The following is a 21,224-nucleotide window of genomic DNA, read 5'->3' as shown; positions in this document are numbered from 1 at the left end:
ATACTGGTATCCTGTGCCACCTGAATACATCAAAAATAGAGAGACATCATGTCTGAAGTTAAATTTGAAACTGTAGAACAAAAAGCAAGCTACGGCATTGGTCTACAGATGGGTCAGCAACTGGCTGGTTCTGGTCTAGAAGGCCTGAGCGTTGACGCAATTGCAGCGGGTATCGCGACTGCTCTAGTAGGCGACATGCCAGCTATTGAAATCGACGAAATCAACTCTGCACTTCAAGACCTACACCAACGTGCAGAATCTGCTCGTCAAGAGTCAGCTAAAGCAGCTGCTGCTGACGGTGAAGCGTTCCTAAAAGACAACGCTCTTCGCCCAGAAGTAACGGTTCTTGAGTCAGGTCTACAGTACGAAGTTATCACAGAAGGTACTGGTGAAATCCCTACGTCAGACAAACAAGTACGTGTTCATTACCACGGTGAACTGACTGACGGCACTGTATTCGACAGCTCAGTATCTCGCGGTCAACCAGCAGAGTTCCCTGTAACTGGCGTAATCAAAGGCTGGGTTGAAGCACTTCAACTAATGCCTGTTGGTTCTAAGTGGAAACTATACATCCCTCAAGACCTAGCATACGGCGAGCGCGGCGCAGGTGCAGCGATTCCTCCGTTCGCAGCACTTGTATTCGAAGTAGAACTACTAGACATTCTGTAATTCGAAACGAAACCACAATTCTTAATAAAGCGACGCATTGCGTCGCTTTTTTTGTCTACACTGGTAGTGTTTCGCTTTGCCCTTAAGGAATCACTATGACTAAAGCCCTACTACTGCTCCCCCTTCTCCTCTCAACAAGTTTCTCAAGTTACGCGTTTCTCAATCTAGGAAAAGAGAGCCCCGACTCGAGCGCGTTAACTAGCGTCATCAGCGAAGAGTTATCGAACACACAAAGCCAATCACCACTGAGTGATGCATTAACCAGCAACCTATCGATCAGCGGAGAACAAGCCGCAACAGGCTCGGCAGCGCTGCTATCTTTGGCTCAAAATCAACTACCTGCAAATCAAAGCAAAGAATTAACAGGTGCTATACCAGGTTTATCGAGTTTATCCTCACTGGGTGGGATAGCGGGTCAAGTAGATTCAATGAGTGCAGTGAATGATGTTTTCGCGAAGATAGGGCTAGATCCATCAATGATCAGCCAGTTTACTCCAGTCATACTAGAGTACTTATCGGGACAAGGAGCCAGCTCGGGACTAACGACATCTCTTGAAGAGCTGTGGAAAGAATAATAAGAATTGAATAAACAGCAGATACAAAAAAGCCGAGCCAATGCTCGGCTTTTTCGTTCGTACGAACCTGATTACTCAGCAGCTTCTTCAGCCGCTGGGCGATCTACAAGCTCAATGTAAGCCATTGGAGCTTTATCGCCAGCACGGAAACCAGCTTTTAGGATACGAGTATAACCGCCCTGACGAGCAGCAAAACGTGGACCTAGTTCGTTAAATAGTTTTGCAACTACTTCGTTGTCACGAGTACGTGCAAATGCTAGACGACGGTTAGCAACGCTGTCAGTCTTAGCTAGTGTAATCAAAGGCTCAACTACGCGACGTAGCTCTTTAGCTTTTGGCAAAGTAGTCTTGATAACTTCATGACGTACTAGAGAGCTAGCCATGTTGCTGAACATCGCTTTGCGATGTGAGCTATTGCGGTTGAGTTGACGACCACTCTTACGATGGCGCATGACCTAATCCTTCTAACTAGTATCGATTAATCTTCAGCGATAGACGCTGGTGGCCAGTTTTCTAGGCGCATGCCCAGAGACAGACCACGTGATGCAAGTACGTCTTTAATCTCAGTAAGAGATTTTTTACCAAGGTTAGGCGTTTTAAGTAGCTCAACCTCAGTACGCTGTACAAGATCACCGATGTAGTGAATCGCTTCTGCTTTCAGACAGTTAGCAGAGCGAACTGTTAGTTCAAGATCGTCTACAGGACGCAGTAGGATCGGATCGAATTCTGGCTTCTCTTCCTTCTCCTCAGGTACACGTACATCACGAAGATCTACGAACGCATCCAATTGCTCAGCTAGAATAGTAGCTGCGCGACGGATTGCTTCCTCAGGGTCTAGAGTACCGTTCGTTTCCATGTCGATAACAAGTTTGTCTAAGTCTGTACGCTGCTCTACACGAGCTGCTTCAACAGAATAAGCAATCTTGTCTACTGGGCTGTACGTAGCGTCAACCAGTAGGCGACCAATAGGACGCTCATCTTCTTCAGTATGGATACGAGCTGAAGCTGGAACGTAACCACGACCACGTTCAACTTTGATACGCATTGCGATCTCAGCGTTGTCATCTGTTAGATGACAAATAACGTGTTCTGGGTTAGCGATCTCTACATCACCATCATGGGTGATGTCACCTGCAACCACAGGGCCCGAGCCTGATTTGTTAAGCGTAATAAACACTTCATCTTTGCCTTCGGCAACGCGCACAGCCAAACCTTTAAGGTTTAGAAGAATTTCAAGAATATCTTCTTGAACACCTTCTTTAGTGCTGTATTCGTGTAGAACGCCTTCAATTTCTACTTCTGTAACTGCGCAACCTGGCATAGAAGATAGAAGAATACGGCGAAGTGCATTACCTAGAGTGTGACCAAAGCCACGCTCTAATGGCTCAAGAGTTACTTTTGCGTGTGTCGTGCTAACTTGTTCGATGTCAACAAGACGTGGCTTAAGAAATTCTGTTACAGAACCCTGCATTGTGTCCTCTCTTTAGTTTAAACCTTACTTAGAGTAAAGCTCGACGATCAGTTGTTCGTTGATGTCAGCAGATAGATCTGAACGCTCAGGCAAACGCTTGAACGTACCTTCCATCTTACCACCATCTACTTCAATCCAAGTTGGTTTTTCGCGTTGTTCAGCAACTTCTAGAGCCGCTTTAATGCGAGATTGCTGTTTAGCTTTCTCACGGATAGAAACAACGTCGTTAGCCGCAACTTTGAAAGAAGGAACGTTTACAACTTTACCGTTAACTAGGATAGCTTTGTGGCTAACTAGCTGACGTGCTTCTGCGCGAGTTGCGCCAAAGCCCATGCGGTAAACTACGTTATCAAGACGACCTTCAAGAAGCTGAAGTAGGTTTTCACCAGTGTTGCCTTTTAGGCGAGCAGCTTCTTTGTAGTAGTTACGGAATTGTTTTTCTAGAACGCCGTACATACGACGAACTTTTTGCTTCTCACGAAGCTGAACGCCATACTCAGATAGACGACCGCGACGAGCGCCGTGTACACCTGGTGCGTTATCAATTTTACACTTGGTATCGATCGCGCGTACACCAGACTTAAGGAATAAGTCAGTACCTTCGCGACGGCTAAGCTTCAGCTTAGGACCCAAATATCTTGCCATGATCTTTCTCCAGTAATCTAAAAAACGTTATACGCGACGTTTCTTAGGTGGACGACAACCGTTATGAGGGATTGGTGTAGCATCAACAATGTTTGTGATGCGGAAACCAGCAGCGTTCAGTGCGCGAACAGTAGATTCACGACCTGGACCTGGACCCTTAACCATAACTTCCAAGTTCTTTAGACCGTACTCTTTAGCCATTTCAGCACAACGCTCAGCAGCAACCTGTGCAGCGAACGGAGTAGACTTACGAGAACCACGGAAACCTGAACCACCGGCAGTAGCCCATGCAAGAGCGTTACCTTGACGGTCAGTGATGGTTACGATTGTGTTATTGAAAGATGCATGGATGTGCGCAACGCCATCTGCAACTTGCTTGCGTACGCGCTTACGAGCGCGAGTTGGTTGTTTAGCCATTGTACTCTACCTTCCCGATTATTTCTTGATCGGCTTACGCGGACCCTTACGGGTGCGAGCATTGGTTTTAGTACGCTGTCCACGTAGTGGTAGACTGCGACGATGACGAAGACCACGGTAACAGCCAAGGTCCATAAGACGCTTGATGTTCATAGATACTTCACGACGTAGATCACCTTCTACAGTGTACTTAGCTACACCATCACGCAGTTGATCGATCTGCTCTTCAGTTAGTTCACTGATCTTAACATCTTCAGCAATACCCACTTCAGCTAGGATAGCTTGAGAGCGAGTTTTACCGATACCGTAGATCGCAGTAAGTGCGATTACAGCATGTTTTTGATCAGGAATGTTAATGCCTGCAATACGGGCCATTATTCACTCCTAGTGTTTCATAAAAGAATTAGCCGCAGCAAAGCCCGTTATGGATACGCTGCGGAATACTACTTCTTTTGCACGCAAAAGGTAGGCCGAGGAATATACTCGACGCTACCTTATATTTCAAGTAAAAATTTCTGCTAATTAGCCTTGGCGCTGCTTGTGCTTTGGCTCACTGCAAATCACGCGAACAACACCGTTACGCTTGATAACTTTACAGTTACGGCAGATTTTTTTAACGGAAGCACGAACTTTCATTGCTAAACTCCGTAAATGAAACCTGAATTAACGGCCGTAGCCTTTCAGGTTTGCCTTTTTCAACACAGAATCATACTGTTGAGACATCAGATGAGTCTGTACCTGTGCCATAAAGTCCATAATTACAACAACTACGATAAGTAGTGATGTACCGCCGAAGTAGAAACGTACGTTCCACGCGACCATCATGAACTCCGGAATCAGACAGATAAAGGTAATGTAAAGCGCACCGGCTAGGGTTAAACGCGTCATTACTTTATCAATATATTTCGCTGTCTGCTCACCTGGGCGGATGCCGGGTACGAATGCACCAGACTTCTTCAGGTTATCTGCTGTTTCACGCGGGTTGAATACCAACGCCGTGTAAAAGAAACAGAAGAAAATAATCGCTGCAGCATAAAGCATTACATACAAAGGTTGACCTGGGCTAAGAGCCAATGACACGTCAGTTAACCAACCGAACGTGCTGCTCTCACCATTCTGACCAAACCATTGTGCCAGTGTTCCTGGGAACAGGATAATGCTTGATGCAAAGATTGCTGGAATAACACCTGCCATATTAATTTTAAGTGGCAAATGAGTGCTTTGTGCAGCAAATACCTTACGACCTTGTTGACGCTTCGCGTAATTGACAACGATTCGACGCTGACCACGCTCCATGAAAACAACGAAGTAGATAACTGCAAAAGCAAGTACAACAATCAACAGCAGAAGAAGTACATGCAATTCACCTTGACGCGCTTGCTCGATTGTTTGACCGATTGCAGAAGGCAATCCAGCAACAATACCTGCAAAGATTAGTAACGAAATACCGTTACCAATTCCACGCTCTGTAATTTGTTCACCTAACCACATTAAGAACATGGTGCCGGTTACTAAACTTACGGTAGCAATGAGCGTAAACATGGTTTGGTTGATAACAACCAGATTGTCGACCATGTTTGGTAAGCCCGTTGCAATACCAATAGCTTGGAATGTTGCAAGTACAAGCGTGCCGTAGCGTGTATATTGGCTGATCTTACGACGGCCTGCTTCACCCTCTTTTTTGAGTTCAGCTAACGCTGGATGAACTACAGTTAGCAGTTGGACAACAATCGATGCCGAAATATACGGCATGATGCCCAACGCTAATATAGATGCACGCTCAAGAGCACCACCGGAGAACATGTTAAACATTTCTACGATGGTACCTTTTTGCTGTTCGAACAAATCGGCAAGTACAGCAGCGTCAATACCAGGAATCGGCACAAAAGAGCCTGCTCGGAATACTAAAAGTGCACCAATTACGAATAACAAGCGCGACTTTAGTTCACTTAAGCCGCTCTGAGCACTACGAAAATCTTGTCCTGGTTTCTTAGCCATCTGTACCTCGTTCCTCGAGATTATTCCTCGATTTTACCGCCTGCAGCTTCGATTGCAGCTTTAGCGCCTTTAGTCACACGTAGACCTTTAACAGTCACTGCTTTGTTAATTTCACCAGATAGAACAACTTTAACAAATTCGATGTTCTTAGTGATAACGTTAGCAGCTTTAAGGCTGTTTAGATCAACCACGTCACCAGTAACTTTCGCTAGCTCAGCTAGACGAACTTCAGCAGACACTAGGCTCTTACGAGAAGTGAAACCGAATTTTGGTAGACGTTGTTTCAGAGGCATTTGACCGCCTTCAAAACCTGGACGAACTGAACCGCCAGAACGTGACTTTTGACCTTTGTGGCCACGGCCACCGGTTTTACCAAGGCCAGAACCGATACCACGACCTACGCGCTTCGCAGAAGGCTTAGAACCCGCAGCCGGTGATAGAGTATTCAAACGCATTCTGATTACTCCTCAACTTTAACCATGTAGAAAACCTTGTTGATCATGCCGCGTACACACGGAGTATCTTCAAGTTCTACAGTATGGTTGATTTTACGAAGGCCCAAACCCTTTAGACACGCTTTGTGCTTAGGTAGGCGACCGATTGAGCTTTTAGTTTGAGTAACTTTAATAGTTGCCATGGTGTTCTTACTCCGAAATAGATTCAACAGTTAGACCACGTTTAGCAGCAACCATTTCTGGCGACTTCATGCTACCTAGTGCATCGATCGTAGCACGAACGATGTTGATAGGGTTCGTAGAACCGTATGCTTTAGATAGTACGTTGTGTACACCTGCTACTTCTAGTACTGCACGCATCGCACCACCTGCGATAACACCTGTACCTTCTGCAGCTGGCTGCATGTAAACTTTAGAGCCCGAGTGGCGACCTTTAACCGGGTGGAAAAGAGTGCCTTCGTTAAGCGCGATAGTAGTCATGTTACGACGCGCTTTTTCCATTGCTTTTTGAATCGCTGCAGGTACTTCACGAGCTTTGCCGTAACCGAAACCTACGCGACCGTTACCGTCACCAACTACTGTTAGTGCAGTAAAGCTCATGATTCGACCACCTTTAACCGTTTTAGAAACACGATTAACTGCGATTAGCTTTTCTTGCAAATCATTCGCTTGAACTTGTTGTTCTTTAGCCATCTTCCAACCCTACCTTAGAATTTCAGACCAGCTTCGCGAGCAGATTCTGCTAGCGCCGCCACTCGACCGTGGTATTGGAAACCAGAACGATCAAATGCAACTGAATCTACGCCTTTTTCAATAGCGCGTTCTGCAACAGCTTTACCTACTGCTTTAGCTGCATCGATGTTACCAGTGTTCTTAACTTGCTCACGGATCGCTTTTTCTACAGTAGAAGCTGCTGCGATAACCTCAGAGCCGTTTGATGCGATAACCTGAGCGTACACGTGACGAGGAGTACGGTGTACTACTAGGCGAGTTGCACCCAGTTCTGCAATCTTACGACGTGCGCGTGTAGCACGACGGATGCGAGATGCTTTCTTATCCATAGTGTTACCTTACTTCTTCTTAGCTTCTTTAGTACGCACATTTTCATCTGCGTAACGAACACCTTTACCTTTATAAGGCTCAGGCTCACGGTAAGAACGAATGTCAGCCGCAACCTGACCAACTAATTGCTTGTCACAACCAGTGATCACGATTTCAGTTTGGCTTGGACACTCAGCTTTAATACCCGCTGGCAATTCATGCTCAACTGGGTGAGAGAAGCCAAGAGTTAGGCCTACAGCGTTGCCTTTGATAGCAGCACGGTAACCAACACCCTTAAGAGTTAGCTTCTTAGTAAAGCCTTCAGTAACGCCAACAACCATGTTGTTAACTAGAGCGCGAGCAGTACCTGCTTGTGCCCATGCGTTAACAACACCTTCGCGAGGACCGAAAGTAAGATTGTTTTCTTCCTGAGCAACAACTACCGCAGCGTTAAGAACGCGAGATAGTTCGCCTTTAGCACCTTTTACAGTGATTTCTTGGCCGTTTAGTTTCACCTCTACGCCAGCTGGAATAGCGACAGGTGCTTTAGCAACACGAGACATAGTCTACTCCTATTAAGCTACGTAACAGATGATTTCACCACCAAGACCTGCTTTACGTGCAGCGCGGTCTGACATAAGACCCTTGGAAGTTGAAACGATTGCAACACCAAGACCACCCATTACAGAAGGAAGTTGATCTTTCTTCTTGTAAACACGTAGACCTGGACGAGAAACACGTTTAAGTTGCTCGATTACTGGTTTAGCTTGGAAGTACTTAAGAGTAACTTCTAGCTCAGGTTTTGCTTCGCCTTCAACAGCGAAGTCAGTGATGTAACCTTCAGCTTTTAGTAGTGCAGCAATTGCAACTTTAAGCTTTGAAGAAGGCATTTTAACAGCAACTTTGTTTGCTGCCTGACCGTTACGAACGCGGGTCAGCATATCCGAAATCGGATCTTGCATGCTCATATGATTTACTCCAAATGATTAAGTGGCAATTACCAGCTAGCCTTACGAAGTCCTGGAATCTCGCCTTTCATGCAAGCTTCACGAACTTTGATACGGCTTAGACCGAACTTACGTAGGTAACCGTGTGGACGACCAGTTTGGTTACAACGGTTGCGCTGACGTGATGCACTTGAATCACGTGGAAGAGATTGCAATTTAAGAACTGCGTTCCAACGATCTTCTTCAGATGCGTTTACATCGCTGATGATAGCTTTAAGCGCAGCACGCTTTTCAGCGAACTTAGCTACTAGCTTCGCACGTTTTGCTTCACGTGCTTTCATTGAATTTTTAGCCATAACAGTAACCCTTCACCTTACTTACGGAATGGGAAGTTAAAGGCAGCCAGCAGAGCACGGCCTTCCTCATCAGTACCAGCAGACGTCGTAATAGTGATGTCTAGACCGCGTACTCGATCAACTTTATCAAAGTCGATTTCCGGGAAGATGATTTGCTCGCGAACGCCCATGCTGTAGTTACCGCGTCCGTCAAAAGACTTAGCGCTAACGCCACGGAAGTCACGTACACGTGGAAGAGCGATGTTAATTAAACGCTCAAGAAAATCCCACATACGTTCGCCACGCAAGGTTACTTTACAACCGATAGGGTAGCCTTCGCGGATTTTGAAACCTGCAACAGATTTACGCGCTTTAGTGATAAGTGGCTTTTGACCAGAGATCGTTGCCATATCAGCAGCTGCGTTTTCTAGCAGTTTCTTATCGTTGATTGCTTCACCAACACCCATGTTTAGGGTGATTTTCTCGATTCTAGGGACTTGCATGACGCTTGTGTAGCTAAACTGTTTGGTCAGTTCAGCGACTACAGACGACTTGTAGTAATCATGCAGTTTCGCCATAGTAGAACTCCAAATTACTTCTATTAGTTAGAAACGATTTCGTTGTTAGATTTAAAGAAACGAACTTTCTTACCATCTTCAAAACGGAAACCGATACGGTCAGCTTTACCAGTAGCTGCGTTAAAGATTGCAACGTTAGAAGCATCAATAGCTGCTTCTTGTTCAACGATGCCACCTTGTTGACCTAGAGCCGGAACCGGCTTTTGGTGCTTCTTAACAAGGTTGATACCTTCAACGATAACTTTACCAGTTGCTAGAACCTTAGTTACTTTACCTTTCTTGCCTTTATCTTTACCAGCAAGAACGATTACTTCGTCGTTACGACGGATTTTAGCTGCCATTTCTACGTGCTCCTTACAGAACTTCTGGAGCCAGTGAAACGATCTTCATGAACTTATCGCCACGAAGTTCACGTGTCACAGGGCCAAAGATACGTGTACCGATTGGTTGCTCAGTGTTGTCGTTCAACAATACGCAAGCATTACGGTCGAAGCGAATGACAGAACCGTCTGGACGACGAACGCCTTTGCGAGTGCGCACGACAACCGCCTTCAGAACATCACCTTTCTTAACTTTACCGCGAGGAATTGCTTCCTTAACAGTAACTTTGATGACGTCACCGATATGTGCATAACGGCGGTGTGAGCCACCCAGGACCTTAATACACATTACCTTGCGCGCGCCAGAGTTATCAGCTGCGTCAAGTGTACTTTGCATTTGGATCATTGTTAGTGCTCCGCTAAATATTAATAACTAGACCCATCACGGGTCGGGCTGCCTCTTTAAAAGGGACGCGAATTGTACCACCCTTTTTTGTGATTGGGTAGTCAAAAAATAAACGGCCCCAAAATAATTTTGGAGCCGTTTAACATCATAGAATTAGCTAAGGATTAGCCTTTCGCTTTTTCTACAACTTTTACCAGAGTCCAAGACTTAGTCTTAGACAGTGGACGACATTCACGAATCTCAACAGTATCGCCTAGGCCACACTCGTTGTTCTCGTCATGTGCGTGAACTTTAGTCGTGCGCTTTACGAACTTGCCGTAAATTGGGTGTTTAACCATGCGCTCGATAGCAACAGTGATAGACTTGTCAGCCTTGTTGCTAACTACACGACCAAATGAAGTACGAATTTTGTCGCTCATTATGCGCCTGCCTTCTCAGTCAATACGGTTTTCACACGTGCGATATCACGACGTACAGCTTTCAGAGTATGAGTTTGCTGTAGCTGACCAGTTGCAGCTTGCATGCGCAAGTTGAACTGTTCGCGTAGCAAATTCAATAGCTCAGCGTTAAGCTCTTCAACGCTTTTTTCGCGTAGATCTTGTGCTTTCATCACATCACCTGCTTAGTTACAAACGTAGTTTTGAATGGCAGTTTACGCGCCGCTAGACGGAACGCTTCACGAGCCAATTCTTCAGGTACACCACCCATTTCGTACATAACCTTACCAGGTTGGATTTGGGCTACCCAGTACTCAACGTTACCTTTACCCTTACCTTGACGAACTTCAAGTGGTTTTTCTGTGATAGGTTTGTCTGGGAACACACGGATCCAGATTTTACCTTGACGCTTAACGTGACGTGTCATTGCACGACGTGCCGCTTCGATTTGACGAGCAGTTAGACGGCCACGGCCAGTTGCTTTAAGACCGAATTCGCCGAAGCTTACATCAGTACCTTTAGCTAGACCACGGTTACGACCAGTCTGAACCTTACGGAACTTAGTACGTTTAGGTTGTAGCATCTGTCGACTCCTTACTTACGGCCTTTGCGCTGCTTCTTAGGCTTGTCGCCTTTAGGCTCTACAGCGTTAGCTGCTGGCATGCCGCCTAGGATCTCACCTTTGAAGATCCAAACTTTAATGCCGATTACACCGTATTGAGTGTGAGCCGAAGAAGTTGCGTAATCAATGTCAGCACGTAGAGTGTGTAGAGGTACACGACCTTCACGGTACCACTCTGAACGTGCGATTTCAGCGCCGCCTAGACGACCACTTACTTCTACTTTGATACCTTTAGCACCTAGACGCATAGCGTTTTGTACCGCGCGCTTCATAGCACGACGGAACATCACACGACGCTCTAGCTGAGACGCGATGCTGTCACCAACAAGTTGCGCATCTAGTTCAGGCTTACGTACTTCAGCGATGTTAATTTGCGCTGGTACACCTGCAATTTTAGCTACTGCTGCGCGTAGCTTCTCAACGTCTTCACCTTTCTTACCGATAACAACGCCTGGACGAGCAGTGTGAATAGTCACACGGATGCTCTTAGCAGGACGCTCGATAACGATGCGTGATAGAGACGCTTTTTTCAGTTCACTTGTAAGGAACTGACGTACCTTGAAGTCGCCGTCTAGGTTGTCAGCGAAATCTTTGGTGTTAGCAAACCATGTAGCATTCCAAGGCTTAACGATGCCAAGACGAATACCATTTGGATGTACTTTCTGACCCATTGCTTACTCTCCTAGTCTCTTAGCGATCTGCTACAACAACAGTGATGTGGCTTGAACGCTTCAAGATACGATCCGCACGACCTTTAGCACGAGGCATAATACGCTTCATGATAGGGCCTTCATCTACGAAGATCTTTGCGACACTTAGATCGTCAATATCTGCACCTTCATTGTGCTCCGCGTTCGCGATAGCTGACTCAAGAACTTTCTTAACTAGGTCAGCAGCTTTTTTGTTGCTGAAAGTTAGGATTTCTAGAGCTTGGTCAACTGATTTACCACGGATTTGATCCGCAACTAAGCGAGCTTTCTGAGGCGAAATGCGAGCAAAGTTATGTTTAGCTAGTGCTTCCATCATCTACTCCTTAACGCTTCTTAGCTTTCTTATCCACGACGTGGCCGCGGTAAGTACGAGTTGGTGCAAATTCACCCAGTTTGTGACCGATCATTTCTTCGGTAACGAAAACTGGTACGTGCTGACGACCATTATGGACAGCGATGGTCAAACCGATCATCGTAGGGATGATCATTGAACGACGGGACCAAGTCTTAATAGGCTTTTTGTCTCCGCTTTCCACCGCTTTCTCTACCTTCTTCAGCAAGTGTAGGTCAATAAATGGACCTTTCTTGAGAGAACGTGGCATGGCGATTCCTCTTTATATAGATTACTTGTTACGACGACGTACGATGTACTTGTCGGTGCGTTTGTTCTTACGAGTCTTGAAGCCTTTAGTTGGCTGACCCCATGGTGAAACTGGGTGACGACCACCAGAAGTACGGCCTTCACCACCACCGTGTGGGTGGTCTACTGGGTTCATCACAACACCACGAACGGTTGGACGAACACCACGCCAGCGGCTAGCACCAGCTTTACCAAGTTCACGTAGCATGTGCTCAGAGTTACCAACTTCACCGATTGTTGCACGGCCTTCAGAAAGTACTTTGCGCATTTCGCCAGAACGTAGACGGATAGTTACGTATGCACCGTCGCGAGCAACGATTTGAGCATATGCACCAGCCGAACGAGCTAGCTGACCACCTTTACCAGGCTTAAGTTCAACGTTGTGTACAGTTGAACCTACTGGGATGTTACGCATTGGAAGTGCGTTACCAGCTTTGATTGGTGCGTCTGCACCAGACTGGATAGCATCACCAGCTTGAACACCTTTAGGTGCTAGGATGTAACGACGCTCACCGTCTGCGTACAGAACTAGAGCGATGTTAGCGCTACGGTTTGGATCGTATTCTAGACGTTCAACTTTCGCTGGGATACCGTCTTTAGTACGTTTAAAGTCAATTACACGGTAGTGGTGCTTGTGACCACCGCCGATGTGACGTACTGTAATACGACCGTTGTTGTTACGACCACCGTTCTTAGAGTTTTTCTCTAGAAGAGGTGCGTATGGCTTGCCCTTGTGTAGGTCAGCGTTAACAACTTTAACAACGTGACGACGACCAGGGGAAGTCGGCTTACATTTAACAATAGCCATTTCTCAACTACTCCTGTTATTCCGCGCCGCCAACGAAGTCAAGATCTTGACCTTCTTTCAAAGTAACGTACGCTTTCTTAACGTCGCTGCGGCGACCTTGGCGTAGACCTTGACGTTTGGTCTTACCCTTAGTGATAAGAGTATTTACAGACTTAACTTCAACTTCAAATAGCTTTTCTACAGCTGCTTTGATCTCTTTTTTAGTAGCATCTTTAGCTACTTTGAAAACGATAGTGTTCGCTTTCTCAGCTGCCATAGTTGCTTTTTCAGAGATGTGCGGAGCACGTAGAACTTTTAGGATACGCTCTTCAGTGATCATGCTAGCATCTCCTCAACTTGCTTAACTGCTTCAGCAGTAATTACAACCTTGTCGAACGCGATTAGCGATACTGGGTCGATACCAGCAACGTCACGTGCGTCAACTTTGTATAGGTTACGAGCAGCTAGGAATAGATTCTCATCTACTTCGCTAGTCACGATAAGCGCGTCAGTTAGCTCAAGCTCTTTAAGCTTAGCTACAAGCTCTTTAGTCTTTGGTGCTTCTACTGAGAAGTTATCAACAACGATTAGACGCTCTTGACGAACAAGCTCAGAAAGAATGCTCTTCATAGCACCACGGTACATTTTTTTGTTTACTTTTTGGCTGTGATCTTGTGGTTTCGCAGCAAAAGTAACACCACCTGTACGCCAGATTGGGCTACGGATTGTACCAGCACGTGCACGGCCAGTACCTTTTTGACGCCATGGCTTAGCGCCACCGCCAGCAACTTCTGAACGTGTTTTTTGAGCACGAGTACCTTGACGAGCACCTGCTGCATACGCAACAACTACTTGGTGTACAAGAGCTTCGTTAAACTCACGTCCGAAAGTAGTTTCGGAAACAGTTAGTGCATCAGCACCTTTAACCATTAGTTCCATTACTTACTCCTGAGACGTTATGCTTTAACAGCTGGTTTAACGATCACGTTACCGCCAGTTGCGCCAGGGACTGCACCTTTAATAAGAAGCAGGTTGCGCTCAGCGTCAACACGTACGATCTCTAGGTTTTGAGTCGTTACACGCTCAGCACCCATGTGACCTGCCATTTTCTTGCCTTTAAATACGCGACCTGGAGTCTGACATTGACCGATAGAACCAGGAGCACGGTGAGACAATGAGTTACCGTGAGTCATATCTTGAGTAGAGAAGTTCCAACGCTTAACAGCGCCTTGGAAGCCTTTACCTTTAGATGTACCAGTAACGTCTACTTTCTTAGTTTCGTTGAACAGTTCAACAGTTAGTTCAGCACCAACTTCAAACTCTTCACCGTTTTCCAAACGGAATTCCCAAAGACCGCGACCAGCTTCAACACCTGCTTTCGCAAAGTGGCCAGCTTCTGGCTTAGAAACACGGTTAGCTTTCTTAGCACCAGTAGTTACCTGGATTGCTGCGTAGCCGTCAGTTTCAAGTGTACGAACTTGAGAAACACGGTTAGCTTCAACCTCAACAACTGTTACTGGGATAGAAACGCCTTCTTCAGTAAATACGCGGGTCATACCCACTTTACGACCGATTAGACCAATCATTCTTCTAATCTCCCTTAACCTAGGCTAATTTGTACGTCAACGCCCGCAGCAAGGTCTAGACGCATCAGAGCATCAACAGTTTTGTCTGTTGGCTCAACGATGTCGATTAGACGTTTGTGAGTACGGATTTCGTACTGATCACGAGCATCTTTGTTAACGTGTGGAGAGATAAGAACTGTGAAACGCTCTTTACGAGTAGGTAGTGGGATTGGACCACGAACCTGTGCGCCAGTGCGCTTAGCTGTTTCAACGATTTCCGCTGTAGAAGCATCGATTAGTTTGTAATCGAAAGCTTTTAGGCGGATACGGATACGTTGGTTCTGCATGAGACAGAGCTCCAATATTAAAAATTACACAAACAATATCGCCACTCACACTCGCAAAAGCGAGAGAATGCCGATTGATTTATGTGAAACCGTAACTTCCAAGATTAGGAAGTATTGTCAGTTAATTTTCGATTAACTACCCCTACATACCAGAATCACGTCTGGGGATAGTTATTCCGAAGAATAAGTAGCTAATTGTATTAACCGCGAACATAAGCTGAGTCTACATTACCTGAAATATCAAAGAGATAAATCAGCTCCTCTTCGCTCATTGGTTCACAACTGGCTTAACCAGTGCGCTGCATTATACAGATCACAGTTTGACATGCAAGGGCTGTGTGAAAAATAAACGAAGAGAGCTCAAGCTGACTCATTTGTCATGCTGTGGCTTACTGACAAATAAAAAGCGCAGGCTGAACAAACAGCCTGCGCTTCCTGTCAATCAAACCAAATGACTAACTAAGCAAGTCTCTGGCGAACGGCCTCAAACAGACACACACCCGATGCGACTGACACATTCAAGCTCGAAACACTGCCTGCCATTGGGATCTTGATTAGGTCATCACAAGTTTCACGTGTCAGGCGACGCATGCCATCGCCTTCAGCTCCCATGACGATCGCAAGAGGCCCAGTTAACTTAGCTTGGTAGATGTCATGTGTCGCTTCCCCGGCCGTACCGACAAACCAGATCCCCTGCTCTTGCAACGCACGCATAGTACGAGCAAGGTTGGTTACACGAACCAAAGGCACCGTTTCTGCTGCGCCACATGCGACTTTGCTTACCGTAGCCGTAATGTTCGCGGATTTGTCCTTGGGAACAATCACCGCAGCCACACCCGCGGCATCGGCATTACGTAGACACGCACCTAAGTTATGCGGATCGGTGACTCCATCCAATACCAGCAATAATGGTGCGGAATGTTGGGCAAGGATGTCATCGAGGTCATTTTCATTCAGCTGCTTGGCAGGCTTCACCTTGGCCATAATACCTTGGTGGTTAGCGCCACGAGCTTTATCATCCAGAGTCTTACGTGTCATTTGCTGAATCGACACGCCACACATCTGGAGTTCATTTAGGATTGGCATTAAACGGTCATCTTGACGACCCTTTAATACAAAGGCTTCAACAAAGCGCTCAGGCTCTTTTGCCAGTACCGCTTTTACTGCGTGAATGCCGTAAATAAATTCATTACTCATTAATTTATCCGATTACTGTTTTTTACCACGCGCTTTCTTCACTTTATTGCGTGGTTTTTTCTTACGCGCTTTATCTGAAGGTTTCTTCGAGGCTTTACTGCCTTTACCTTCTTCCTGGCTGCCATCCGGGCGTTTAGTTGGTTCGACCATAGGCTTAGCTTTGTCTACTGAACGTCGACCATTCGCTGCCGCGTTTTTTTTCGCCTTAGCTTTTTTCTGTGCCTCGGCTGCGCGTTTTTTGGCTGTTTTTCCTTTGCCGCGTAGCTTACGACTAGTTTCGACTAATTCAAAGTCAATTTGTCGATCATCTAGATTTACAGACAGCACTTTCACTTTCACTGCATCACCTAGACGATAGATGGCACCGAAGCTCTCACCGATCAATCGCTGTCCAATTGGGTCGAACTGGTAGTAGTCGTTTGCCAGTGTAGAAATATGCACTAGCCCGTCAATATGCAGTTCGGTTAATCGGACAAAGAAGCCAAAGCCAGTCACATTAGCAATCACGCCTTCCAGCTCTTCACCAACGTGGTCTTGCATGTACTCACATTTGAGCCAATCAGACACTTCCCGCGTCGCATCATCGGCACGACGTTCAGTCATCGAACACTGCTCACCGTAGAAATCCATGTCATCAAAGGAATAGTGGAAGCCGCCCGTAGGTGTCCAACGGTCTTTCAGCGTTCCATTCTCTTTTGCGATTAAATATTTGATCGCACGATGAAGTAAAAGGTCAGGGTAACGACGAATAGGTGAAGTAAAGTGCGCATAGCGTTTCAATGCCAGACCGAAGTGACCACAGTTATCGGCGTTGTACACCGCCTGCTTCATTGAGCGAAGCAGCATAGTCTGGATCAACTCTTTATCTTGGCGTTGGCCAATCTGTCTAACTAAATCGGCGTAATCTGTTGGTGATGGTTCCAAGCCACCTTTCAGGTCTAACCCAAGCTCACTGAGAAAATCACGGAACCCTGTCAAGCGCTGTTCGCCTGGAGATTCGTGAATTCGATATAGTGCCGGCTCTTTGGCTTTTTCAACCAACGACGCTGACGCGATGTTAGCCAGAATCATACACTCTTCAATGATCTTATGAGCGTCATTGCGAATCACTGGTTCAATACTGTCGATCTTACGCTCTGCATTGAAGATGAATTTGGTTTCAACAGTTTCAAACTCAATGGCGCCACGGTTGTCCCGCGCATGCTTAAGCACTTTGTACATCTTGTGCAGTTCTTCAAGATGAGGAACCAAAGGTTGGTATCGCTGACGTAGCTCTTCGTCACCTTCAAGAATATGGTGCACTTTGTTGTAGGTCAGGCGCGCATGCGAGTTCATCACTGCTTCGTAATGCTTATATCCGGAGAGCTTACCTGACTCAGAAATGGTCATTTCACACACCATACACAGGCGGTCAACTTGTGGGTTTAGCGAACACAAGCCGTTAGACAGCACTTCCGGTAACATTGGCACCACTTGTGATGGGAAATAGACCGAGTTACCGCGATTGATGGCTTCCTTATCCAATGCAGAATCTGGGCGGACGTAGTAACTCACATCGGCAATCGCAACCCAAAGGCGCCAGCCGCCGCTTTTCTTCGCTTCACAATAAACCGCATCATCAAAGTCACGCGCATCTTCACCATCAATAGTGACAAGCGGAAGTTCACGCAAATCGACACGACCTTGCTTGGCCTCTTCTGGCACTTCTTCACCGAGCCCTTCGATTTGCTTATCCACTTCTTCAGGCCACTCGTGAGGAATTTGGTGAGTGCGAATCGCGATCTGTGTTTCCATTCCCGGCGCCATATTCTCGCCCAGAACTTCGATCACTTTGCCCATCATGCCACGCGAACGAGAACCGCGCTCGGTGATTTCAATCACAACGACATTGCCCATTCGAGCACCTGCACGCAGCTCATTGGGGATGAGAATATCTTGGCTGATACGAGAATCATCTGGCACAACGTAGGAATAGCCATACTCCATAAAGAAGCGACCCACGATTTGCGTCTGACGCTCCTCAAGTACCCGAACTAAACGACCTTCTTTTCTTCCTCGCTTCGAGTTCTGTGTTGGCTGGACTAAAACATAGTCACCATGCAGAACACTTTTCATCTGATGGTGAGGCAGTACTACATCGTTATCTTTGCCCACACTCCCTTCAGGTCGCACCCAGCCATGACCATCTTTGTGTCCGATAACGTAACCTTTCACCATTTCGAGTTTTTCTGGCAAGGCATAGCACTGACGACGCGTGAACACCAGTTGACCGTCACGCTCCATCGCTCTTAATCTGCGGCGTAAACCTTCATACTGCTCTTCACCTTCTAGATGTAGAGCTTCAAACAGATCATTGCGATTCAAAGGAACACCAGCTTGTTCAAGAAATTCAAGAATGAACTCTCGACTTGGAACAGGGTTTTCATAGTTCTCTGATTCGCGAGCTGCAAATGGATCGTTTGGGGTGCTTTCTGACATAGGCGCGCCTAATTAAACAAGGAAGGTAATTAAAGCTAGTATATCCGACTCACTTACTAAGCTACAGGAGAGTTAGATTAAAAAGCCAAATTCTCGCTCTATTTTCATAACTTACCATCTATGATCACAATCTTTTACAACGTACGTTAAAGATCACACATTAGTGAAAATGACAAAGCAAACGATTGCAATGGTAAAGTTTAACTTTATTATTCAGTCAAATTTTACTGTCCATATTTAGGTTTCGTTATGAGTATTAAACGTTCTTTACTCGCTGCCACAATCGCTGGGTTATGTTCTTTTTCTGTTTCTGCGGCTGAAAAAGCCGATTTAATGATCACAGATGCCATGGTTCTGACCATGAACCAGGATAAACAAGTGTTCGAGAAAGGTACGGTTGTCATCAAAGGTAACCAGATCCTAGCCGTTGGTGACCAGTCGCTTGAAAAGCAGTACCAAGCAAAGAAAACGCTTGATGTGGATGGCGACATTGTGATGCCGGGGCTAATCAACACCCATACCCATGTTTCAATGACGGTATTCCGTTCACTTGCGGATGATGTACCCGATCGTTTACATCGTTATATCTTCCCGCTGGAGGCTAAGCTTGTCTCTCGCGATATGGTGCGCATTGGTGCCAACCTCGGTAACGTCGAAATGGTCAAAGGAGGCGTAACAACTTATGCCGACATGTACTACTTTGAGGATGAAGTGGCTAAGACTGTCGATAAAATCGGTATGCGAGCCATTCTTGGTGAAACAGTGATTAAATTCCCTGTTGCTGATGCGGCTAATGCAGAAGAAGGGATTCAATACGCACTCAACTTTATTGAAGAATACAAAGACCACCCACGTATTACACCCGCTTTCGCACCGCATGCCCCTTACACCAATACGACTGAAACTCTGCAGAAGATTGCCAAGCTGTCATTGGAAAAGGATGTGCCGGTCATGATTCACCTTGCAGAATCGCATCGTGAAGAAGAAAAAATTGCAGAGCGAGCTGAAGGCATGTCTCCCGTTGAGTACATGGATAGCATTGGTGCTCTCAACAAGAACTTGGTTGGCGCACATATGATTCTGGTCGATGACAAAGACATTGAACTGGTTAAGCAATCGGATATGGGCGTTGCCCATAACATGAGTGCCAACATCAAGTCAGCAAAAGGCGTATCACCAGCGCTTAAGATGTACGATGAAAATGTTCGTATCGGTTTAGGTACTGACGGTCCAATGTCGGGCAACACTCTAAGCACGATTGATGAGTTCAACCAAGTTGCTAAGGTTCACAAGTTGGTCAACAAAGACCGTGCAGCAATGCCACCGATTAAAGTCATCGATATGGCGACCATGGGCGCCGCGAAAGCACTGCATATGGAAGATAAGATTGGTTCTCTAGAAGCGGGCAAGCTGGCAGATATCATCGTTGTTGATACCAAAGCACCTAATATGGTTCCAGTCTACAACCCATACTCTGCCTTGGTTTATTCAGCGAACTCCGGCAACGTTCGTCACACCATCGTTGATGGGAAAATCCTGATGAAAGACCGCGACATGCTCACAGTCGATGAAGACGCGATTCGCAAAGAAGCGCTGGAGTTTACCAAAGTCGTACGTGAAACCGTGATTGAATCAGGTGAAGTGGTTCAATAATCACCTGCTCTAGAAGTAACAACGCCCAACATATGCTGGGCGTTGTTGTATAACCTGAGTGCAGTCAGATTATCGCTTTACCAGAAAGTATCGCGTTTTTTGGCTCTGGCGATAATATTCTGTGGCATTCTCCGCTCTAAGCCTTGCCGCAGAATTGAAATTCGTTTGTGCGTGCGCTGATCCGCCGTCACGGAGTTATACAGCCAGCGATACGCATCTTCATAATCCAACGGGCTGCCATAATCACGTAGTAGCAGTTCTGCCAAATGAATGCGAGCATTCAGGTTGCCCATTGCAGCCGCTTCGCGCAGGTAAGGGATCGCACGCTCTTTGTCCTGCTGAACTAAAGTTCCGCGCGAGTAATAGCGACCAAGCTGCTCCAACGCTGCAGGTAACCCCTGGTGCGCCGCATTTTCCATATAGTACAAGCCCAGTTCGACATCCTGCTCGACACAGACCCCCACGCCAGCATGTCACCATACAAAAACTCGTAGGATGGCAGGCTGATCCGGGTCGCTCGAGCGACGATATCTTCAACTAATTGGCAACTGTCTGCTTTAACTTGTTCTAAATGTTTGTTTTCGTTGATCAGTTTTATCAGTTCAGCTTCGGTATATATGGGAATAGGCTCACCGATTTCAGCAAGCTCATTGGCATTAGCCACAGAAGCCCCAAACAAAAATACCATCGAAGCAGCTAACTTTCTTAGCTTCATTGTCTGCACTCTTTGACTTCGATAATGTCTCCACCTGTCTACTCACCAAGACAGGTTATACAAGCTGGGTTCTTAGCAACCTGTATCTTTAGGATTAACCAAACAAACGGCAATCTTGATACCTGTATCGGCAACGGCTGCTAACTCTTTAATCAAAATTGCCGACGACTGGCAAAAACTTGCCACTGTCAGTATAGATAATGCATGAAAATTGAG

33 protein-coding genes and 1 pseudogene are annotated in these 21,224 nt (G+C 46.2%); 3 read left to right on the top strand and 31 right to left on the bottom strand.

Annotation, left to right across the window (positions count from 1 at the left end; genetic code table 11):
- The first annotated feature begins 48 nt into the window (after positions 1-48).
- Together FIU99_RS01580 and FIU99_RS01575 are read left to right on the top strand one after the other, a co-directional pair.
- Entirely contained in the window at positions 49-669 is a 621-nt protein-coding gene (locus FIU99_RS01580; RefSeq protein ID WP_006963202.1) for an FKBP-type peptidyl-prolyl cis-trans isomerase, read from the top strand.
- A 95-nt stretch (positions 670-764) separates the two neighbouring features.
- Entirely contained in the window at positions 765-1,244 is a 480-nt protein-coding gene (locus tag FIU99_RS01575) for a DUF2780 domain-containing protein (RefSeq protein WP_006963203.1), read from the top strand.
- 71 nt (positions 1,245-1,315) lie between these two features.
- Here FIU99_RS01575 and rplQ read toward each other — a convergent pair whose 3' ends face one another.
- The 30 genes from rplQ to rnr form a co-directional block, all read right to left on the bottom strand.
- Entirely contained in the window at positions 1,316-1,696 is a 381-nt protein-coding gene (rplQ, locus tag FIU99_RS01570) for a 50S ribosomal protein L17 (RefSeq protein ID WP_005383141.1), read from the bottom strand.
- Positions 1,697-1,722: 26 nt separating this feature from the next.
- Positions 1,723-2,715, bottom strand: coding sequence for a DNA-directed RNA polymerase subunit alpha (gene rpoA, locus FIU99_RS01565; RefSeq protein WP_004410407.1), 993 nt, complete (start codon positions 2,713-2,715; stop codon positions 1,723-1,725).
- Between the two features lie 24 nt (positions 2,716-2,739).
- A complete protein-coding gene (rpsD, locus tag FIU99_RS01560; RefSeq protein WP_006963204.1) occupies positions 2,740-3,360 on the bottom strand; it encodes a 30S ribosomal protein S4 in 621 nt (206 codons plus the stop codon).
- 27 nt (positions 3,361-3,387) lie between these two features.
- Entirely contained in the window at positions 3,388-3,777 is a 390-nt protein-coding gene (gene rpsK, locus FIU99_RS01555; RefSeq protein WP_001118870.1) for a 30S ribosomal protein S11, read from the bottom strand.
- Positions 3,778-3,795: 18 nt separating this feature from the next.
- Positions 3,796-4,152: a 30S ribosomal protein S13 gene (rpsM, locus tag FIU99_RS01550; RefSeq protein ID WP_005450559.1), complete on the bottom strand. Its 357-nt coding sequence runs from the start codon at positions 4,150-4,152 to the stop codon at positions 3,796-3,798.
- 147 nt (positions 4,153-4,299) lie between these two features.
- Positions 4,300-4,413 carry a 50S ribosomal protein L36 gene (rpmJ, locus tag FIU99_RS01545; RefSeq protein ID WP_000868186.1) on the bottom strand — a complete coding sequence of 38 codons (114 nt, stop codon included), beginning with the start codon at positions 4,411-4,413 and terminating at the stop codon, positions 4,300-4,302.
- A gap of 27 nt (positions 4,414-4,440) precedes the next feature.
- Positions 4,441-5,775: a preprotein translocase subunit SecY gene (gene secY, locus FIU99_RS01540; protein WP_006963205.1), complete on the bottom strand. Its 1,335-nt coding sequence runs from the start codon at positions 5,773-5,775 to the stop codon at positions 4,441-4,443.
- A gap of 20 nt (positions 5,776-5,795) precedes the next feature.
- The gene (gene rplO, locus FIU99_RS01535) at positions 5,796-6,230 is read right to left on the bottom strand and encodes a 50S ribosomal protein L15 (RefSeq protein WP_006963206.1); all 435 of its coding nucleotides are present in this window, start codon (positions 6,228-6,230) and stop codon (positions 5,796-5,798) included.
- Between the two features lie 5 nt (positions 6,231-6,235).
- Positions 6,236-6,412: a 50S ribosomal protein L30 gene (gene rpmD / locus FIU99_RS01530; RefSeq protein ID WP_006963207.1), complete on the bottom strand. Its 177-nt coding sequence runs from the start codon at positions 6,410-6,412 to the stop codon at positions 6,236-6,238.
- Positions 6,413-6,419: 7 nt separating this feature from the next.
- Complete coding sequence (gene rpsE / locus FIU99_RS01525) at positions 6,420-6,923, bottom strand: 30S ribosomal protein S5 (RefSeq protein ID WP_006963208.1); 504 nt, start codon at positions 6,921-6,923, stop codon at positions 6,420-6,422.
- Between the two features lie 14 nt (positions 6,924-6,937).
- A complete protein-coding gene (gene rplR / locus FIU99_RS01520) occupies positions 6,938-7,291 on the bottom strand; it encodes a 50S ribosomal protein L18 (protein WP_006963209.1) in 354 nt (117 codons plus the stop codon).
- 9 nt (positions 7,292-7,300) lie between these two features.
- The gene (rplF, locus tag FIU99_RS01515; protein ID WP_006963210.1) at positions 7,301-7,834 is read right to left on the bottom strand and encodes a 50S ribosomal protein L6; all 534 of its coding nucleotides are present in this window, start codon (positions 7,832-7,834) and stop codon (positions 7,301-7,303) included.
- Positions 7,835-7,846: 12 nt separating this feature from the next.
- On the bottom strand, positions 7,847-8,239 hold the full coding sequence (gene rpsH, locus FIU99_RS01510) for a 30S ribosomal protein S8 (RefSeq protein ID WP_004745890.1): 393 nt from the start codon (positions 8,237-8,239) through the stop codon (positions 7,847-7,849).
- Between the two features lie 29 nt (positions 8,240-8,268).
- Positions 8,269-8,574 (bottom strand): 30S ribosomal protein S14, encoded by a 306-nt coding sequence (rpsN, locus tag FIU99_RS01505; protein WP_006963211.1) that lies wholly within the window; start codon positions 8,572-8,574, stop codon positions 8,269-8,271.
- A gap of 17 nt (positions 8,575-8,591) precedes the next feature.
- Positions 8,592-9,131, bottom strand: a complete 540-nt coding sequence (gene rplE / locus FIU99_RS01500; protein ID WP_004745887.1) for a 50S ribosomal protein L5 — start codon at positions 9,129-9,131, stop codon at positions 8,592-8,594.
- 23 nt (positions 9,132-9,154) lie between these two features.
- A complete protein-coding gene (rplX, locus tag FIU99_RS01495) occupies positions 9,155-9,472 on the bottom strand; it encodes a 50S ribosomal protein L24 (RefSeq protein ID WP_004745885.1) in 318 nt (105 codons plus the stop codon).
- Between the two features lie 13 nt (positions 9,473-9,485).
- Positions 9,486-9,857, bottom strand: a complete 372-nt coding sequence (rplN, locus tag FIU99_RS01490) for a 50S ribosomal protein L14 (RefSeq protein WP_004745883.1) — start codon at positions 9,855-9,857, stop codon at positions 9,486-9,488.
- Between the two features lie 164 nt (positions 9,858-10,021).
- The gene (rpsQ, locus tag FIU99_RS01485) at positions 10,022-10,276 is read right to left on the bottom strand and encodes a 30S ribosomal protein S17 (protein ID WP_006963213.1); all 255 of its coding nucleotides are present in this window, start codon (positions 10,274-10,276) and stop codon (positions 10,022-10,024) included.
- Entirely contained in the window at positions 10,276-10,467 is a 192-nt protein-coding gene (gene rpmC, locus FIU99_RS01480; protein ID WP_004410456.1) for a 50S ribosomal protein L29, read from the bottom strand. Before rpmC ends, rpsQ begins: the two co-directional genes overlap by 1 nt.
- Positions 10,467-10,877 carry a 50S ribosomal protein L16 gene (gene rplP / locus FIU99_RS01475; RefSeq protein ID WP_004410459.1) on the bottom strand — a complete coding sequence of 137 codons (411 nt, stop codon included), beginning with the start codon at positions 10,875-10,877 and terminating at the stop codon, positions 10,467-10,469. The genes rpmC and rplP overlap by 1 nt, the downstream gene beginning before the upstream one ends.
- 11 nt (positions 10,878-10,888) lie before the next feature.
- A complete protein-coding gene (rpsC, locus tag FIU99_RS01470) occupies positions 10,889-11,587 on the bottom strand; it encodes a 30S ribosomal protein S3 (protein WP_005471060.1) in 699 nt (232 codons plus the stop codon).
- A gap of 19 nt (positions 11,588-11,606) precedes the next feature.
- Entirely contained in the window at positions 11,607-11,939 is a 333-nt protein-coding gene (gene rplV / locus FIU99_RS01465) for a 50S ribosomal protein L22 (protein WP_006963216.1), read from the bottom strand.
- 10 nt (positions 11,940-11,949) lie between these two features.
- On the bottom strand, positions 11,950-12,228 hold the full coding sequence (gene rpsS / locus FIU99_RS01460) for a 30S ribosomal protein S19 (protein ID WP_004745876.1): 279 nt from the start codon (positions 12,226-12,228) through the stop codon (positions 11,950-11,952).
- Positions 12,229-12,249: 21 nt separating this feature from the next.
- Positions 12,250-13,074, bottom strand: coding sequence for a 50S ribosomal protein L2 (gene rplB, locus FIU99_RS01455; RefSeq protein WP_006963217.1), 825 nt, complete (start codon positions 13,072-13,074; stop codon positions 12,250-12,252).
- 16 nt (positions 13,075-13,090) lie between these two features.
- Positions 13,091-13,393, bottom strand: coding sequence for a 50S ribosomal protein L23 (gene rplW / locus FIU99_RS01450; protein ID WP_004398471.1), 303 nt, complete (start codon positions 13,391-13,393; stop codon positions 13,091-13,093).
- Complete coding sequence (gene rplD, locus FIU99_RS01445; protein ID WP_006963218.1) at positions 13,390-13,992, bottom strand: 50S ribosomal protein L4; 603 nt, start codon at positions 13,990-13,992, stop codon at positions 13,390-13,392. Before rplD ends, rplW begins: the two co-directional genes overlap by 4 nt.
- Positions 13,993-14,009: 17 nt before the next feature.
- On the bottom strand, positions 14,010-14,639 hold the full coding sequence (gene rplC / locus FIU99_RS01440; RefSeq protein WP_006963219.1) for a 50S ribosomal protein L3: 630 nt from the start codon (positions 14,637-14,639) through the stop codon (positions 14,010-14,012).
- A gap of 14 nt (positions 14,640-14,653) precedes the next feature.
- The gene (rpsJ, locus tag FIU99_RS01435) at positions 14,654-14,965 is read right to left on the bottom strand and encodes a 30S ribosomal protein S10 (protein WP_001181007.1); all 312 of its coding nucleotides are present in this window, start codon (positions 14,963-14,965) and stop codon (positions 14,654-14,656) included.
- Positions 14,966-15,424: 459 nt separating this feature from the next.
- A complete protein-coding gene (rlmB, locus tag FIU99_RS01430; RefSeq protein WP_006963220.1) occupies positions 15,425-16,162 on the bottom strand; it encodes a 23S rRNA (guanosine(2251)-2'-O)-methyltransferase RlmB in 738 nt (245 codons plus the stop codon).
- A 12-nt stretch (positions 16,163-16,174) separates the two neighbouring features.
- Positions 16,175-18,640, bottom strand: coding sequence for a ribonuclease R (gene rnr / locus FIU99_RS01425; RefSeq protein WP_006963221.1), 2,466 nt, complete (start codon positions 18,638-18,640; stop codon positions 16,175-16,177).
- 249 nt (positions 18,641-18,889) lie between these two features.
- Here rnr and FIU99_RS01420 point away from each other — a divergent pair, with 249 nt between their 5' ends.
- The gene (locus FIU99_RS01420) at positions 18,890-20,293 is read left to right on the top strand and encodes an amidohydrolase (RefSeq protein ID WP_006963222.1); all 1,404 of its coding nucleotides are present in this window, start codon (positions 18,890-18,892) and stop codon (positions 20,291-20,293) included.
- Positions 20,294-20,370: 77 nt separating this feature from the next.
- Here FIU99_RS01420 and FIU99_RS01415 read toward each other — a convergent pair.
- A pseudogene (locus FIU99_RS01415) lies at positions 20,371-21,008 on the bottom strand (tetratricopeptide repeat protein).
- Positions 21,009-21,224: the final 216 nt, after the last annotated feature.

It is taken from the genome of Vibrio sp. THAF64 (assembly GCF_009363455.1).
Lineage (GTDB): Bacteria > Pseudomonadota > Gammaproteobacteria > Enterobacterales > Vibrionaceae > Vibrio > Vibrio coralliilyticus.
The sequence above is the reverse complement of the archived record's forward strand: the minus strand, read 5'-3'. Positions and strand labels throughout refer to the sequence as shown.

Coding starts and splice junctions, on each gene's coding strand:
- rpsN (WP_006963211.1), bottom strand. CDS start 8,574: ATGGCTAAAAATTCAATGAAAGCACGTGAAGCAAAACGTGCGAAGCTA.
- rplE (WP_004745887.1), bottom strand. CDS start 9,131: ATGGCGAAACTGCATGATTACTACAAGTCGTCTGTAGTCGCTGAACTG.
- rplF (WP_006963210.1), bottom strand. CDS start 7,834: ATGTCTCGTGTTGCTAAAGCACCTGTCGCTATTCCAGCTGGCGTAGAG.
- rpsS (WP_004745876.1), bottom strand. CDS start 12,228: ATGCCACGTTCTCTCAAGAAAGGTCCATTTATTGACCTACACTTGCTG.
- FIU99_RS01580 (WP_006963202.1), top strand. CDS start 49: ATGTCTGAAGTTAAATTTGAAACTGTAGAACAAAAAGCAAGCTACGGC.
- rplO (WP_006963206.1), bottom strand. CDS start 6,230: ATGCGTTTGAATACTCTATCACCGGCTGCGGGTTCTAAGCCTTCTGCG.
- secY (WP_006963205.1), bottom strand. CDS start 5,775: ATGGCTAAGAAACCAGGACAAGATTTTCGTAGTGCTCAGAGCGGCTTA.
- rplX (WP_004745885.1), bottom strand. CDS start 9,472: ATGGCAGCTAAAATCCGTCGTAACGACGAAGTAATCGTTCTTGCTGGT.
- rpsQ (WP_006963213.1), bottom strand. CDS start 10,276: ATGAGCGACAAAATTCGTACTTCATTTGGTCGTGTAGTTAGCAACAAG.
- rpsM (WP_005450559.1), bottom strand. CDS start 4,152: ATGGCCCGTATTGCAGGCATTAACATTCCTGATCAAAAACATGCTGTA.
- rpmC (WP_004410456.1), bottom strand. CDS start 10,467: ATGAAAGCACAAGATCTACGCGAAAAAAGCGTTGAAGAGCTTAACGCT.
- rpsC (WP_005471060.1), bottom strand. CDS start 11,587: ATGGGTCAGAAAGTACATCCAAATGGTATTCGTCTTGGCATCGTTAAG.
- rplQ (WP_005383141.1), bottom strand. CDS start 1,696: ATGCGCCATCGTAAGAGTGGTCGTCAACTCAACCGCAATAGCTCACAT.
- rpsJ (WP_001181007.1), bottom strand. CDS start 14,965: ATGCAGAACCAACGTATCCGTATCCGCCTAAAAGCTTTCGATTACAAA.
- rpoA (WP_004410407.1), bottom strand. CDS start 2,715: ATGCAGGGTTCTGTAACAGAATTTCTTAAGCCACGTCTTGTTGACATC.
- rpsK (WP_001118870.1), bottom strand. CDS start 3,777: ATGGCTAAACAACCAACTCGCGCTCGTAAGCGCGTACGCAAGCAAGTT.
- rplV (WP_006963216.1), bottom strand. CDS start 11,939: ATGGAAGCACTAGCTAAACATAACTTTGCTCGCATTTCGCCTCAGAAA.
- rpmJ (WP_000868186.1), bottom strand. CDS start 4,413: ATGAAAGTTCGTGCTTCCGTTAAAAAAATCTGCCGTAACTGTAAAGTT.
- rplR (WP_006963209.1), bottom strand. CDS start 7,291: ATGGATAAGAAAGCATCTCGCATCCGTCGTGCTACACGCGCACGTCGT.
- rpsE (WP_006963208.1), bottom strand. CDS start 6,923: ATGGCTAAAGAACAACAAGTTCAAGCGAATGATTTGCAAGAAAAGCTA.
- rplC (WP_006963219.1), bottom strand. CDS start 14,639: ATGATTGGTCTAATCGGTCGTAAAGTGGGTATGACCCGCGTATTTACT.
- rplN (WP_004745883.1), bottom strand. CDS start 9,857: ATGATCCAAATGCAAAGTACACTTGACGCAGCTGATAACTCTGGCGCG.
- rnr (WP_006963221.1), bottom strand. CDS start 18,640: ATGTCAGAAAGCACCCCAAACGATCCATTTGCAGCTCGCGAATCAGAG.
- FIU99_RS01575 (WP_006963203.1), top strand. CDS start 765: ATGACTAAAGCCCTACTACTGCTCCCCCTTCTCCTCTCAACAAGTTTC.
- rplD (WP_006963218.1), bottom strand. CDS start 13,992: ATGGAACTAATGGTTAAAGGTGCTGATGCACTAACTGTTTCCGAAACT.
- rlmB (WP_006963220.1), bottom strand. CDS start 16,162: ATGAGTAATGAATTTATTTACGGCATTCACGCAGTAAAAGCGGTACTG.
- rpsH (WP_004745890.1), bottom strand. CDS start 8,239: ATGAGCATGCAAGATCCGATTTCGGATATGCTGACCCGCGTTCGTAAC.
- FIU99_RS01420 (WP_006963222.1), top strand. CDS start 18,890: ATGAGTATTAAACGTTCTTTACTCGCTGCCACAATCGCTGGGTTATGT.
- rpmD (WP_006963207.1), bottom strand. CDS start 6,412: ATGGCAACTATTAAAGTTACTCAAACTAAAAGCTCAATCGGTCGCCTA.
- rplB (WP_006963217.1), bottom strand. CDS start 13,074: ATGGCTATTGTTAAATGTAAGCCGACTTCCCCTGGTCGTCGTCACGTT.
- rpsD (WP_006963204.1), bottom strand. CDS start 3,360: ATGGCAAGATATTTGGGTCCTAAGCTGAAGCTTAGCCGTCGCGAAGGT.
- rplW (WP_004398471.1), bottom strand. CDS start 13,393: ATGATCACTGAAGAGCGTATCCTAAAAGTTCTACGTGCTCCGCACATC.
- rplP (WP_004410459.1), bottom strand. CDS start 10,877: ATGCTACAACCTAAACGTACTAAGTTCCGTAAGGTTCAGACTGGTCGT.